This window comes from Cryobacterium sp. Y11 (assembly GCF_002929535.1).
GTDB lineage: Bacteria > Actinomycetota > Actinomycetes > Actinomycetales > Microbacteriaceae > Cryobacterium.
On sequence record NZ_PJJO01000060.1, the window covers coordinates 220,775 to 232,844 of the forward strand.

Genomic DNA, 12,070 nt, shown 5'->3' on the forward strand with positions numbered 1-12,070 from the left:
CCGAAAAGGGGAGCGATCTTTTATATTCATTGTTCGGGCATAGATGTGAAGGTGCACCTGATGATGGGCCGGGCTTGTCGCCCCGCACTCAAGCGGTTCTTAGAGCGTGCTGCTGCCTCGGTGCAGGCCGCGTTCGGCCAGCGCGGCGAGAATACGGTCGGTGACCGCTTCAACGGTACCGAGACCATCAATCGTGACGACAAGCCCGCGGGCACTGTACACATCAATCAGCGGAGCGGTCTGTTCCGCATACACATCAAGGCGATGACGGATGACGTCGGCAGTGTCGTCAGCGCGCCCCTGCTCGGCGGCACGCTTGAGCAGCCGCGCAACGACTTCCTCGGTGTCGGCCGTGATCAACACGACGACATCGAGTTGGTTGCCGCCCGCTAGCAGCATCCGGTCGAGCTCGGCCACCTGGTCGGTTGTGCGCGGGTAGCCGTCGAGCAGAAATCCGGTGGCAGCATCCGCTTCTTCCAAGCGGTCGGCGACGATGGCGTTGGTGAGGCTGTCAGGAACGTACGCTCCGGCATCCATAAATGACTTGACCCGGGCACCCAACGGGGTGTTATTGGTGACGTTGTAGCGAAAGATGTCACCGGTGGAGATGGCGGGAACGTCGAAGGCGAGTGCTAGCCGAGTAGCCTGCGTGCCCTTACCAGCGCCGGGCGGACCGATCAGTAGTAGTCGCGTCATTTAAGGAGCCCCTCATAGTGTCGCTGCTGCAGTTGCGAGTCGATCTGCTTGACCGTCTCCAGCCCGACACCGACGATGATGAGAATGCTCGCGCCGCCGAACGGGAAGTTCTGGTCTGCCCCGATGACCGAGAAGGCGATCAGTGGAATCAACGCGATGAAGCCGAGATAGAGCGAGCCCGGAAGCGTGATGCGAGTTAGTACAAAGTCGAGGTACTCGGCGGTAGGGCGGCCGGCCCGAATGCCGGGAATGAACCCGCCGTACTTCTTCATGTTGTCGGCAACCTCTTCGGGGTTGAACGTAATGGCCACGTAGAAGTAGGTGAAGCCGATAATCAGAAGGAAGTACATCAGCATGTACAGGGGCTGGTCACCACCGGTGAGGTTGTTCGAGATCCAGACAACCCAGGCGATCGGTTCCTCGCCAGCGGCCGGCTGGTTGAACTGGGCCAGCAGCGCCGGTAGGTACAGCAGCGACGAGGCAAAGATGACCGGGATAACGCCCGCCATGTTCACCTTGATCGGGATATAGGTGTTGTTGCCGCCGTAGGTGCGACGGCCAACCATGCGCTTGGCGTACTGCACCGGTATTCGGCGCTGCGACTGTTCGACAAAGACCACACCGGCGACCACCACAAGGCCAACGAGCAGCACAATGATGAGGGTGTCCGGGCCCTGCTGCTGTCCGATGGCACCCAGCGAGCCGGGGAAGAGGGCGGCGATCGAGATGAAGATCATCAGTGACATGCCGTTTCCGACACCGCGTTCGGTGACGAGCTCACCCATCCACATGATGACACCGGTACCGGCCGTCATCGTGATGACCATGAGCATGATGGCGTACCAGGCGTCGTTCGTGATCAACTGCGTGCACTCGGTGGCACCGGATGTCCCAAACAGGGCGCCGCTTCGCGCCACCGTAATCAACGTCGTCGATTGCAAAATGCCCAGGGCGATGGTGAGGTACCGGGTGTACTGCGTCAGCGTGCCTTGACCGGAGGCACCTTCCTTGTAAAGAGTGTCGAAGTGTGGGATGACCACGCGCAGCAGCTGCACGATGATCGAGGCCGTAATGTACGGCATGATGCCCAGGGCAAACACGCTCAATTGCAGCAGCGCCCCGCCGCTGAAGAGGTTCACGAGCTCATAGAGGCCGCTCGTGCCCTGGTTAGCCGCCAGACACAACTGCACGTTGGAGAAGTCGACGAACGGGGTCGGAATAAACGAGCCCAAACGGAACAGAGCAATGATACCCAGGGTGAAACCGATCTTCTTTCGAAGGTCAGGTGTGCGGAAGATCCGCGCAATGGCGCTGAACAAAAAGGCCTCCAGATATTAACGCAGATCAACACGTGCGGACCAACGAGCACAGACCGACTTAAGGAAAACGAGCTTGCCGGGTCATACCAAACGATTGACTCGAATGACGACCCGACAAGCTCAATAAAGCGTCTACGGATTTACTTTACAGATCCACCCGCGGCGACAATTTTCTGCTCAGCTGAAGCAGAGACCTTATCGACCGTCACGTTCAGCTTAACCGTAATCTCACCGGTACCGAGAACCTTGACTTTTTCATTGTCGCGAACTGCGCCCTTGGCGATCAGGCTAGCGATGGTGACATCGCCGCCATTCGGGTAGAACAACTCGAGCTTTTCCAGGTTGACAACCTGGTACTCGACGCGGAACGGGTTCTTGAATCCACGCAGTTTCGGGGTGCGCATGTGCAGCGGCATCTGCCCACCCTCGAAGCCGACGCGCACGCTGTAGCGTGCCTTCGTGCCCTTGGTGCCTCGACCCGCGGTCTTACCCTTGGATCCTTCACCACGGCCAACGCGCTGGCGGGCCTTCTTCGCTCCAGGAGCCGGTCGAAGGTGGTGTACCTTCAGCACGTGCTCGCGGGGCTCGGTCGCCGTGACAACAGCGGCCTTCTTCGTTGCAGCGGCCTTTTTGGGGGCAGCAGTAGCTTCCTTCTCGTCAGCCATTAGTCAATCTCCTCGACCTTTACGAGGTGAGCGACGGTGTTGACGTAGCCACGGTTCTGCGAGTTGTCCTCGCGGATCGTGACGGCGCCAATGCGTCGCAGACCCAGGCTGCGAAGAGTGTCGCGCTGGTTCTGCTTCTCACTAATTTTGGACTTGATCTGTGTGATCTTCAGCTGGGCCATCAGGCACCTGCCTTCGCGGTTGCGGCCGCTGCAGCAGCAGCAGCGTCGGCACGCAGAAAACGGGCCGGAGCCACGTCTTCATAGGCCAGGCCACGGCGAGCCGCAACCGCACGCGGCTCTTCGAGCTGGTGCAGAGCCGCGACCGTGGCGTGCACGATGTTGATGGTGTTCGACGAGCCGAGCGACTTGCTCAGAACGTCGTGGATGCCAGCGCATTCGAGTACGGCGCGCACCGGGCCACCGGCGATAACGCCGGTACCTGCTGCGGCCGGACGAAGCAGGACAACGCCTGCTGCGGCCTCACCCTGCACGGGGTGCGGGATGGTCAGGCCGACGCGAGGAACGCGGAAGAAGTTCTTCTTCGCTTCTTCGACGCCCTTGGAGATAGCGGTCGGGACCTCGCGGGCCTTACCGTATCCAACGCCGACCAGGCCGTTACCGTCGCCGACGACGACGAGAGCGGTGAAGCTGAAGCGACGACCACCCTTGACAACCTTCGATACGCGGTTGATGGTGACGACGCGCTCCAGGAACTGGCTCTTGTCGGCATCGCGGCTTCCGCGGTCCTTGTTCGGGTTACGCTCACGGCCACCGCGACGAGCCTCGCGAGGCTCGTTCTGCGGCGGTGCCGTGGAAGCAGCGGTTTCCACCGGGGCAACAGCCTCGGCAGCAACAGGTGCTGTAGTTTCGATCTTTTCAGTGCTCACAGGTTCAATCCACCCTCTCGAGCTCCTTCAGCGATGGCTGCGACGCGTCCTGCGTACTTGCTGCCACCACGGTCAAATACAACGGCTTCGATGCCGGCAGCTTTCGCACGCTCTGCAACGAGCTCACCGACCTTGCGGGCCTTGGCGGTCTTGTCACCATCGAAGGTGCGCAAGTCCGTTTCGAGCGTGGATGCCGACGCAAGGGTGAAACCCTTGCTGTCGTCGACGACCTGCACGAATACGTGGCGAGCCGAGCGCGTGACGACGAGGCGCGGGCGAAGCGCCGTTCCCTCGATCTTCTTGCGAAGACGCGTGTGTCGACGTCCGCGGGCTGCGGCCTTGCTCTTGCCTCTAGTTCCGAGTCCCATGGCTACTTACCGCTCTTTCCGGCCTTGCGGCGAACAATCTCGCCGGCGTAACGCACACCCTTGCCCTTGTAGGGCTCTGGCTTGCGAATCTTACGGATGTTGGCGGCAACCTCGCCGACGGCCTGCTTGTCGATTCCGCTGACCGTGAGCTTGTTGACGCTCTCCACGGTCAAAACGATTCCGGCTGGCGGCTCGACGACGACCGGGTGCGAGAAGCCGAGGGCGAACTCAACGGAGGTGCCCTTCTGCGCCGCGCGGTAACCGGTACCGACGATTTCGAGACCCTTGGTGTAACCAACGGTTACGCCGATGATCTGGTTGTTGATCAGGGTGCGAGTCAGACCGTGCAGCGAACGCGACTGGCGTTCGTCGTTCGGACGGGTGACGAGAACGTGACCGTCCTCGATCGACACCGCGATGGGCTTGGAAACGACGAGCGCAAGCTCGCCCTTTGGGCCCTTGACGGAGACGGCCTGGCCGTCAGCCACAACCGTGACCCCTGCGGGGATCGGGATGGGCAGTCTTCCAATACGTGACATTCTCAGTTACCACACGTAGGCGAGAACTTCTCCGCCTACGCCCTTCTTCTCAGCCTGGCGGTCGGTGAGCAGACCGCTGGACGTGGACAGGATGGCAACGCCGAGGCCGCCGAGAACTGTGGGGATCTCGGTCGACTTTGCGTACACGCGCAGGCCGGGCTTGGAAACCCGCTTGATCCCGACGATGGAACGCTCGCGGTTCGGACCGAACTTGAGGTCCAAGGTGAGGGTCTTGCCTACTGTTGCATCCGTGACGGTCCAGGCGGAGATGTAACCCTGAGCCTTGAGGATGTCAGCGATGTGCGCTTTCAATTTGCTATGCGGCATCGACACTGTGTCGTGGTACGCCGAGTTAGCGTTGCGCAGTCTGGTCAGCATGTCTGCGACCGGATCTGTCATTGTCATTTTGTGGTGCCTTTCTCGCCTGGTTTCGCCCATTCATTACACGAATGACGACCTGTGGTGGTGAGGAAACCGATCGGTTGATCGGCTTCCGGGGTGAAAATCTAGGTGCGCCCATTGTTAAAATACGGGCGAGGCCAACTGTGAGTTGGGAGCCTGCAAGCGCAAGCTCCCAACTCTAGTTGAAAAACGCTACTTCTGCGCGTCGTCCGTCTTGAACGGGAAGCCGAGCGCCTTGAGCAGTGCGCGACCCTCGTCGTTGTTCTTGGCGGTCGTCACAACGGTGATGTCCATGCCGCGAACGCGGTCGATGCGGTCCTGGTCGATCTCGTGGAACATGACCTGCTCGGTCAGACCGAAGGTGTAGTTGCCCGCACCGTCGAACTGCTTGTCGGACAGACCGCGGAAGTCACGGATACGAGGAAGGGCCAGGCTGAGCAGCCGGTCCAGGAATTCCCACATGCGGTCGCCACGAAGAGTGACGTGGGCGCCGATGGGCTGTCCCTCACGCAGTTTGAACTGCGCGATGGACTTGCGGGCCTTGGTGACCTGCGGCTTCTGGCCGGTGATCTTGGTGAGGTCGGAAACCGCACCGTCCATCACCTTGCCGTCGCGTGCTGCTTCTCCGACACCCATGTTGACGACAATCTTCGTCAGGGTGGGGATGCGGTGCACGTTGGTGAAGCCGAGTTCTGCGGAGAGCTTGGCACTGATCTCATCGCGGTACTTTTGCTTCAGACGCGGCAGGGCCTTGACGGGCGCGGTGCCCCCAGTGCCTTCAACAACTGCGGTGTCAGTCATTAGAGGTCCTTCCCTGACTTCTTGGCGTAACGAATGCGGACCGTCTTGGTGACGCCGTCCTTCGTTACCTCTTCCTGGCGGAAGCCAACGCGGGTCGGCTTCTTGGTCTCCGGGTCGACGATCGCAACGTTGGACACGTGGATGGGGGCTTCGAAGGTCTCGATGCCACCCGTCTTCGTGCCGCGCTGGGTCTGGCCGACGCGAACGTGCTTGGTCACGAAGTTGATGCCCTCAACGAGGACACGGTTCTTCTCGACGTCGACGGAGATGATCTTGCCCTGCTTGCCACGGTCTCCGCCGCGAGCCTGGCTGCGGCCGCTGATGACCTGAACGAGGTCACCCTTTTTGATTCTGGCCATGATTAAATAACCTCCGGTGCCAGCGAGATGATCTTCATGAACTTCTTGTCGCGAAGCTCGCGACCGACCGGTCCGAAGATTCGGGTGCCGCGGGGGTCACCGTCTGCCTTCAAGATCACTGCAGCGTTCTCATCGAACTTGATGTAGGAACCGTCTGGACGACGAGTCTCCTTCTTGGTGCGAACGATGACAGCTTTGACGATGTCACCCTTCTTGACGTTGCCGCCCGGGATTGCATCCTTGACCGTGGCGACGATGACGTCGCCGAGGCCTGCGTAACGGCGGCCGGAGCCACCGAGAACGCGGATGGTCAAGAGTTCCTTGGCACCGGTGTTGTCGGCAACCTTGACTCGTGATTCTTGCTGAAGCACTTTATAACTCCTTTACGTCAAGTAAGCGCGAGGCTTACTTGGCCTTCTCAAGAATCTCGACCAGGCGCCAGCGCTTGGAAGCGCTCAGCGGACGGGTCTCACTGATCAGGACCAGGTCGCCGATGCCGGCGGAGTTCGCCTCGTCGTGCGCCTTCAGCTTGGATGTACGGCGGATGACCTTGCCGTACAACGGGTGCTTCACGCGGTCTTCGACCACGACAATGATGGTTTTATTCATCTTGTCGCTGGTCACATAACCACGCAGCGTCTTGCGGTAACCGCGAACGAGAGCTTCTGCCTCGGCTGCGACGACCGTTTCGTCAGTCTTCGCCATGACTAGGCCTCCTTCGTCTCGACGGCCTCGGTTGCAGCGTCATCCGTGGACTCGACTGCGGCCTTGGCCTTCTTGGTCTTTTTCTCTGCCTTCTCAACCTTGGCCGGAGCCACGGCTACAACCGGCGTGGCACGAATGCCGAGCTCGCGCTCACGGAGAACCGTGTAGATGCGAGCGATGTCGCGCTTGACCGCGCGGAGGCGGCCATGGCTTTCGAGCTGTCCGGTGGCCGACTGGAAGCGCAGGTTGAACAGCTCTTCCTTGGCCTTCTTCAGCTCTTCGAACAGCTTCTCGTTGTCAAAAGTATCGAGCTCGACTGGGGCGAGCTCCTTGGTTCCGATCGCCATTATGCGTCGCCCTCCTCGCGCTTGATGATGCGTGCCTTGAGGGGCAGCTTGTGAATTGCGCGGGTCAGCGCCTCTTTCGCAACGGCGTCAGTGACACCGCTGAGCTCGAACAGAACGCGACCCGGCTTGACGTTGGCAACCCACCACTCAACCGAACCCTTACCGGAACCCATGCGGGTTTCGGCGGGCTTCTTGGTCAGCGGGCGGTCGGGGTAGATGTTGATCCACACCTTCCCGCCACGCTTGATGTGACGCGTCATGGCGATACGAGCGGACTCGATCTGACGGTTGGTCACATATGCCGGGGTCAGCGCCTGAATGCCGTACTCACCGAAGGACACCGTGGTGCCACCGGTAGCGTGGCCGGTGCGACCCGGGTGGTGCTGCTTACGGTGCTTGACTTTACGTGGAATCAACATTATTTAGCCTCCGCGGCTGCTGCGACTGGTGCCGCTACCGCTACCGCTGCCGGAGCATCTGCACGAGGTGCACGGCGCGGTCGATCGTCACGACGCTCGGGGCGGGACGACTTAGCGTTGGCCTGCTCGCGAGCGAGTTCCTTGTTGGTGATGTCGCCCTTGTAGATCCAGACCTTCACGCCGATACGGCCGAAGGTGGTCTTGGCTTCGTAGAAGCCGTAGTCAATGTTCGCGCGAAGCGTGTGCAGTGGCACCCGGCCTTCGCGGTAGAACTCGCTGCGGCTCATCTCGGCGCCACCCAGACGACCGGACACCTGGATGCGAACACCCTTGGCGCCGGCGCGCTGTGCACCCTGCAGGCCCTTACGCATTGCGCGGCGGAAGGCCACACGTGCGGAGAGCTGCTCGGCGATACCCTGCGCGACGAGCTGGGCATCCTGCTCGGGGTTCTTGACCTCGAGGATGTTCAGCTGAATCTGCTTGGCGGTGAGCTTTTCCAGGTCTGAGCGGATGCGCTCGGCTTCCGCGCCGCGGCGACCAATCACAATGCCCGGACGGGCGGTGTGAATGTCAACGCGAACACGGTCACGAGTGCGCTCGATCTCGATGCGGCTGACGCCGGCACGGTCAAGGCTGGTGCTCAGCAGGCGACGAATCTTGACGTCTTCTGCAACAAAATCAGCGTAACGCTGACCCGGCTTGGTCGAGTCAGAGAACCAACGCGATACGTGATCGGTGGTGATTCCCAGACGGAAGCCATAGGGGTTTACTTTCTGACCCATTACTTCGTACCCTCCTCAGGAGTGGTGAGCACAACCGTGATGTGGCTGGTGCGCTTCTTGATTTCGAATGCGCGGCCCTGGGCACGAGCTTGGAAACGCTTGAGGGTCGTACCCTCGTCAACGAATGCCCGGCTGATGAACAGGTCCTGCTCGTCCAGATACGTGTTGGCTGCATCTGCCTTGACCCGGGCGTTGGCGATGGCCGAGGCCACCAGCTTGTACACCGGATCGCTCGCGCCCTGGGGCGCAAACTTCAGAATTCCCAGCGCTTCATGCGCCTGCTTGCCGCGGATCATGTCAACAACGCGACGAGCCTTCTGGGGGGTAACGCGGATGTGACGCACGCGTGCGATCGACTCCACCATTTCTTCTCCTCCTTCACGTCCCCGCGCTAGCGGCGACGGCCCTTCTTGTCGTCCTTCACGTGTCCACGGAAGGTGCGGGTGGGCGCAAACTCGCCGAGCTTGTGGCCGACCATGCTCTCGGTGACGAACACCGGGATGTGCTTGCGTCCGTCGTGCACTGCGATGGTGTGTCCGAGCATGTCGGGGATGATCATCGAGCGGCGCGACCAGGTCTTGATTACGTTCTTGCTTTTGGCTTCGTTCGCCGCGAACACCTTGCGAAGCAGGTGGTCGTCAACGAAAGGGCCTTTCTTAAGACTTCTTGGCATCGTCTACTCCTACTTACGCTTCTTGCCGACGGTGCGGCGACGAACAATGAGCTTGTCGCTTTCCTTATTCGGGTGGCGGGTGCGCCCTTCCTTCTGACCCCAGGGGCTGACGGGGTGACGTCCACCGGACGTCTTACCCTCACCACCACCGTGCGGGTGATCGACCGGGTTCATGGCAACACCACGAACGGTCGGGCGAACGCCTTTCCAGCGCATACGTCCGGCCTTGCCCCAGTTGATGTTCGACTGCTCGGCGTTGCCGACCTCGCCGATCGTCGCGCGGCAGCGAGCATCCACGTTACGGATTTCACCAGACGGCAGACGAAGCTGGGCGTAGACGCCCTCCTTCGCGACGAGACGAACCGACGAACCGGCGGAGCGGGCCATCTTGGCGCCACCACCCGGACGCAGCTCGATCGCGTGAATGATGGTACCGGTGGGGATGTTCTTCAAAGGCAGGTTGTTGCCGGGCTTGATGTCAGCCCCGGCTCCCGACTCGATGATGTCGCCCTGGCTGAGCTTGTTCGGCGCGATGATGTAACGCTTCGTGCCGTCGATGAAGTGCAGGAGCGCGATGCGCGCCGTGCGGTTCGGGTCGTATTCAATTTCGGCGACGCGGGCGTTGACGCCGTCCTTGTCGTTGCGCTTGAAGTCGATCACGCGGTACTGGCGCTTGTGGCCACCACCGATGTGACGGGTCGTGATGCGGCCCTGGTTGTTACGTCCACCGGTCTTGGAGAGCGGACGCAGCAGCGACTTCTCCGGGGTGGAACGCGTGATTTCCGCGAAGTCGGCAACGGATGAACCGCGTCGACCCGGGGTCGTGGGCTTGTACTTACGAATAGCCATTAGTTATCCCTCTGCCTGTCGCTTAGCCGACGGCCGTGAAGATGTCGATGGAGCCAGACTTGAGCGTGACAATGGCACGCTTGGTGTCCTTGCGCTTGCCCATGCCGAACTTGGTGCGGCGCGTCTTGCCCACGCGGTTCAGGGTGTTGATCGAAGCGACCTGCACCTTGAAGATCTTTTCGATCGCGAGCTTGATCTCCGTCTTGTTCGAGCGGGGGTCAACGATGAAGGTGTACTTACCCTCGTCAATCAGGCCATAGCTCTTCTCAGAGACAACCGGAGAGATGATGATGTCGCGGGGGTCCTTGTTGGTCGCGATAGTCATTATGCGGCCACCTCTTCCTTCTTGGTCTTGCTCTCCACAAACGCGTTGAACGCACCGGTGGTGAAGACAATGTCGTCGCTGACGAGCACGTCGTAGGCGTTGAGCTGATCCCACGAGAGGATGTGCACCGTCGGGATGTTGCGAATGCTGCGCAACGTGGTCTCGTCGGTACGCTCGAGCACAACCAGCACGTGCTTGCTCGTGGCGATCTGCGTGAGCAGCTCCAGAGCAACCTTGGTGTTGGGGGTCTCAGCCGTGAACAGTGCCTCGACGATGTGCAGGCGGCCACCGCGGGCGCGGTCGCTTAGTGCACCCTTGAGGGCTGCGGCGATCATCTTTTTCGGGGTGCGCTGGTCGTAGCTGCGCGGGGTCGGTCCGTGGACGATTCCACCACCGGTCATCTGAGGAGCGCGGATCGAGCCCTGACGAGCGCGACCGGTTCCTTTCTGCTTGAACGGCTTGCGGCCGGCACCGGAAACTTCTCCACGGCGCTTGACCTTGCTCGTTCCCTGGCGTGCGGCTGCGAGTTGCGCAACAACGACCTGGTGGATGAGCGGAATGTTGGCTGGAACGTCGAAGAGTTCGTCGGGAAGCTCAGCAGAGCCTGCCTTCTTGCCCTTGGCGTCAATGATGTCGAGTGCTGTAGCCATGGTGACTAGGCTCCCTTCACTGCGTTGCGAACGAATACGAGACGGCCACGAGCACCGGGAACGGCACCCTTGACGAGCATGAGGCCCTTGTCGGCGTCGATGGCGTGCACCTTGAGGTTCAGCACGGTTACGCGCTCGCCACCCATACGACCAGCCATGCGCATGCCCTTGAAGACACGGCTCGGGGTCGAGGAAGCGCCGATGGAACCGGGCTTGCGGTGGTTACGGTGCGAACCGTGAGAGGAGGAAACACCCTTGAAGTTGTGACGCTTCATAACACCGGCGAAACCCTTACCCTTGCTGGTGCCCATGACGTCAACCTTGGTGCCGGCAGCGAAAACACCGTCAACGGTGAGCTCCTGGCCGAGGTTGTAGTCAGCGGCATCCGCAGTGCGGAGCTCGGTGATGTGGCGACGCGGCGTGACGCCGGCCTTGTCGAAGTGGCCGGCAAGGGGCTTGTTGACCTTGCGCGGGTCGATGGGGCCAGCGGCGATCTGAACGCCGTTGTAGCCATCCACTGCCTTGGTGCGAATCTGCGTGACAACGTTCGGCGCGATTTCGATGACGGTAACGGGAACAAGCTTGTTGTTCTCGTCCCACACCTGGGTCATGCCGAGCTTTTTGCCAAGAAGACCCTTGGTGGTCTTGGTATCGGAGTAAGACATCGCGGGCCCTAGAGCTTGATCTCGATGTTGACGTCGGCCGGAAGGTCGAGGCGCATGAGCGAGTCAACAGCCTTCGGGGTCGGGTCAATGATGTCGATCAGGCGCTTGTGGGTGCGCATTTCAAAGTGCTCCCGGCTGTCCTTGTACTTGTGAGGTGAACGGATGACACACACCACGTTCTTCTCGGTCGGAAGCGGCACCGGACCGACGACTGTAGCGCCCGCACGGGTCACTGTGTCGACGATCTTGCGCGCCGAAATGTCGATGACCTCGTGGTCATACGACTTAAGTCGAATGCGGATCTTCTGTCCCGCCATGTCGAACTCTCTCTCTGTCGAGGCGTCTTACATACAACGGCACGATTTGCCGAGGTTGCATTGGACGCCGTAGTAGCACTGCTGCTGGAAGCACCACTGTTCAAATGTCAATTTCGAGTCACGCCAAAAACGACGCTCATCGTCAACGCCGACTCCCAGAGCAGAACCTGGGGGACGACACGGTTTTACCCATGCCGACCAGATCGTTGATTTACGCTGCGCTCTGCTCCCCGCGGCCTAGCCTGCAATCTGCGCTCATCCGACAATATGTTTTTCGAAAGAACGTGACGCGACTATGCA

At 60.6% G+C, this 12,070-nt stretch carries 22 protein-coding genes; all 22 read right to left on the reverse strand.

The features are described 5' to 3' along the window. Positions 1-99 precede the first annotated feature (99 nt). The 22 genes from CXY75_RS15865 to rpsJ all read right to left on the reverse strand — a co-directional run bounded on the left by CXY75_RS15865 (position 100) and on the right by rpsJ (position 11,770). Positions 100-696 (reverse strand): adenylate kinase, encoded by a 597-nt coding sequence (locus CXY75_RS15865; RefSeq protein ID WP_104083768.1) that lies wholly within the window; start codon positions 694-696, stop codon positions 100-102. Beyond that, positions 693-2,015, reverse strand: coding sequence for a preprotein translocase subunit SecY (secY, locus tag CXY75_RS15870; RefSeq protein WP_104083769.1), 1,323 nt, complete (start codon positions 2,013-2,015; stop codon positions 693-695). Before secY ends, CXY75_RS15865 begins: the two co-directional genes overlap by 4 nt. 140 nt (positions 2,016-2,155) lie before the next feature. Next, positions 2,156-2,680, reverse strand: coding sequence for a 50S ribosomal protein L15 (rplO, locus tag CXY75_RS15875; RefSeq protein ID WP_104083770.1), 525 nt, complete (start codon positions 2,678-2,680; stop codon positions 2,156-2,158). Beyond that, positions 2,680-2,862: a 50S ribosomal protein L30 gene (rpmD, locus tag CXY75_RS15880; RefSeq protein WP_066597599.1), complete on the reverse strand. Its 183-nt coding sequence runs from the start codon at positions 2,860-2,862 to the stop codon at positions 2,680-2,682. The genes rplO and rpmD overlap by 1 nt, the downstream gene beginning before the upstream one ends. After that, on the reverse strand, positions 2,862-3,569 hold the full coding sequence (gene rpsE, locus CXY75_RS15885; RefSeq protein ID WP_369826740.1) for a 30S ribosomal protein S5: 708 nt from the start codon (positions 3,567-3,569) through the stop codon (positions 2,862-2,864). Before rpsE ends, rpmD begins: the two co-directional genes overlap by 1 nt. Continuing rightward, positions 3,566-3,937 carry a 50S ribosomal protein L18 gene (gene rplR, locus CXY75_RS15890; RefSeq protein WP_092107252.1) on the reverse strand — a complete coding sequence of 124 codons (372 nt, stop codon included), beginning with the start codon at positions 3,935-3,937 and terminating at the stop codon, positions 3,566-3,568. The genes rpsE and rplR overlap by 4 nt, the downstream gene beginning before the upstream one ends. A gap of 2 nt (positions 3,938-3,939) precedes the next feature. Continuing rightward, positions 3,940-4,476: a 50S ribosomal protein L6 gene (gene rplF, locus CXY75_RS15895; RefSeq protein WP_104083771.1), complete on the reverse strand. Its 537-nt coding sequence runs from the start codon at positions 4,474-4,476 to the stop codon at positions 3,940-3,942. 6 nt (positions 4,477-4,482) lie between these two features. Continuing rightward, positions 4,483-4,881: a 30S ribosomal protein S8 gene (gene rpsH, locus CXY75_RS15900; protein ID WP_104083772.1), complete on the reverse strand. Its 399-nt coding sequence runs from the start codon at positions 4,879-4,881 to the stop codon at positions 4,483-4,485. Positions 4,882-5,070: 189 nt separating this feature from the next. Then, on the reverse strand, positions 5,071-5,679 hold the full coding sequence (rplE, locus tag CXY75_RS15905) for a 50S ribosomal protein L5 (RefSeq protein ID WP_104083773.1): 609 nt from the start codon (positions 5,677-5,679) through the stop codon (positions 5,071-5,073). Next, the gene (gene rplX / locus CXY75_RS15910; protein WP_092107244.1) at positions 5,679-6,038 is read right to left on the reverse strand and encodes a 50S ribosomal protein L24; all 360 of its coding nucleotides are present in this window, start codon (positions 6,036-6,038) and stop codon (positions 5,679-5,681) included. The genes rplE and rplX overlap by 1 nt, the downstream gene beginning before the upstream one ends. Positions 6,039-6,040: 2 nt before the next feature. After that, positions 6,041-6,409: a 50S ribosomal protein L14 gene (gene rplN / locus CXY75_RS15915; RefSeq protein ID WP_035834620.1), complete on the reverse strand. Its 369-nt coding sequence runs from the start codon at positions 6,407-6,409 to the stop codon at positions 6,041-6,043. Positions 6,410-6,443: 34 nt separating this feature from the next. Beyond that, positions 6,444-6,743 (reverse strand): 30S ribosomal protein S17, encoded by a 300-nt coding sequence (rpsQ, locus tag CXY75_RS15920; protein WP_092451147.1) that lies wholly within the window; start codon positions 6,741-6,743, stop codon positions 6,444-6,446. A 2-nt stretch (positions 6,744-6,745) separates the two neighbouring features. Beyond that, a complete protein-coding gene (rpmC, locus tag CXY75_RS20815) occupies positions 6,746-7,090 on the reverse strand; it encodes a 50S ribosomal protein L29 (RefSeq protein WP_104083774.1) in 345 nt (114 codons plus the stop codon). Beyond that, positions 7,090-7,509 (reverse strand): 50S ribosomal protein L16, encoded by a 420-nt coding sequence (gene rplP, locus CXY75_RS15930; protein WP_104083775.1) that lies wholly within the window; start codon positions 7,507-7,509, stop codon positions 7,090-7,092. Before rplP ends, rpmC begins: the two co-directional genes overlap by 1 nt. Further along, positions 7,509-8,291, reverse strand: a complete 783-nt coding sequence (rpsC, locus tag CXY75_RS15935; protein ID WP_104083776.1) for a 30S ribosomal protein S3 — start codon at positions 8,289-8,291, stop codon at positions 7,509-7,511. The genes rplP and rpsC overlap by 1 nt, the downstream gene beginning before the upstream one ends. Beyond that, complete coding sequence (rplV, locus tag CXY75_RS15940) at positions 8,291-8,656, reverse strand: 50S ribosomal protein L22 (RefSeq protein ID WP_092339439.1); 366 nt, start codon at positions 8,654-8,656, stop codon at positions 8,291-8,293. The genes rpsC and rplV overlap by 1 nt, the downstream gene beginning before the upstream one ends. Positions 8,657-8,682: 26 nt before the next feature. Continuing rightward, on the reverse strand, positions 8,683-8,964 hold the full coding sequence (gene rpsS, locus CXY75_RS15945) for a 30S ribosomal protein S19 (protein ID WP_092107237.1): 282 nt from the start codon (positions 8,962-8,964) through the stop codon (positions 8,683-8,685). 9 nt (positions 8,965-8,973) lie between these two features. Beyond that, positions 8,974-9,813: a 50S ribosomal protein L2 gene (gene rplB, locus CXY75_RS15950; RefSeq protein WP_092339441.1), complete on the reverse strand. Its 840-nt coding sequence runs from the start codon at positions 9,811-9,813 to the stop codon at positions 8,974-8,976. A 22-nt stretch (positions 9,814-9,835) separates the two neighbouring features. Next, positions 9,836-10,138: a 50S ribosomal protein L23 gene (gene rplW, locus CXY75_RS15955; protein WP_092107233.1), complete on the reverse strand. Its 303-nt coding sequence runs from the start codon at positions 10,136-10,138 to the stop codon at positions 9,836-9,838. Continuing rightward, positions 10,138-10,788, reverse strand: coding sequence for a 50S ribosomal protein L4 (gene rplD / locus CXY75_RS15960; protein ID WP_092107231.1), 651 nt, complete (start codon positions 10,786-10,788; stop codon positions 10,138-10,140). The genes rplW and rplD overlap by 1 nt, the downstream gene beginning before the upstream one ends. A gap of 5 nt (positions 10,789-10,793) precedes the next feature. Continuing rightward, positions 10,794-11,453 (reverse strand): 50S ribosomal protein L3, encoded by a 660-nt coding sequence (gene rplC / locus CXY75_RS15965; protein WP_092107229.1) that lies wholly within the window; start codon positions 11,451-11,453, stop codon positions 10,794-10,796. Positions 11,454-11,461: 8 nt separating this feature from the next. Beyond that, on the reverse strand, positions 11,462-11,770 hold the full coding sequence (gene rpsJ / locus CXY75_RS15970; protein ID WP_035834607.1) for a 30S ribosomal protein S10: 309 nt from the start codon (positions 11,768-11,770) through the stop codon (positions 11,462-11,464). Positions 11,771-12,070: the final 300 nt, after the last annotated feature.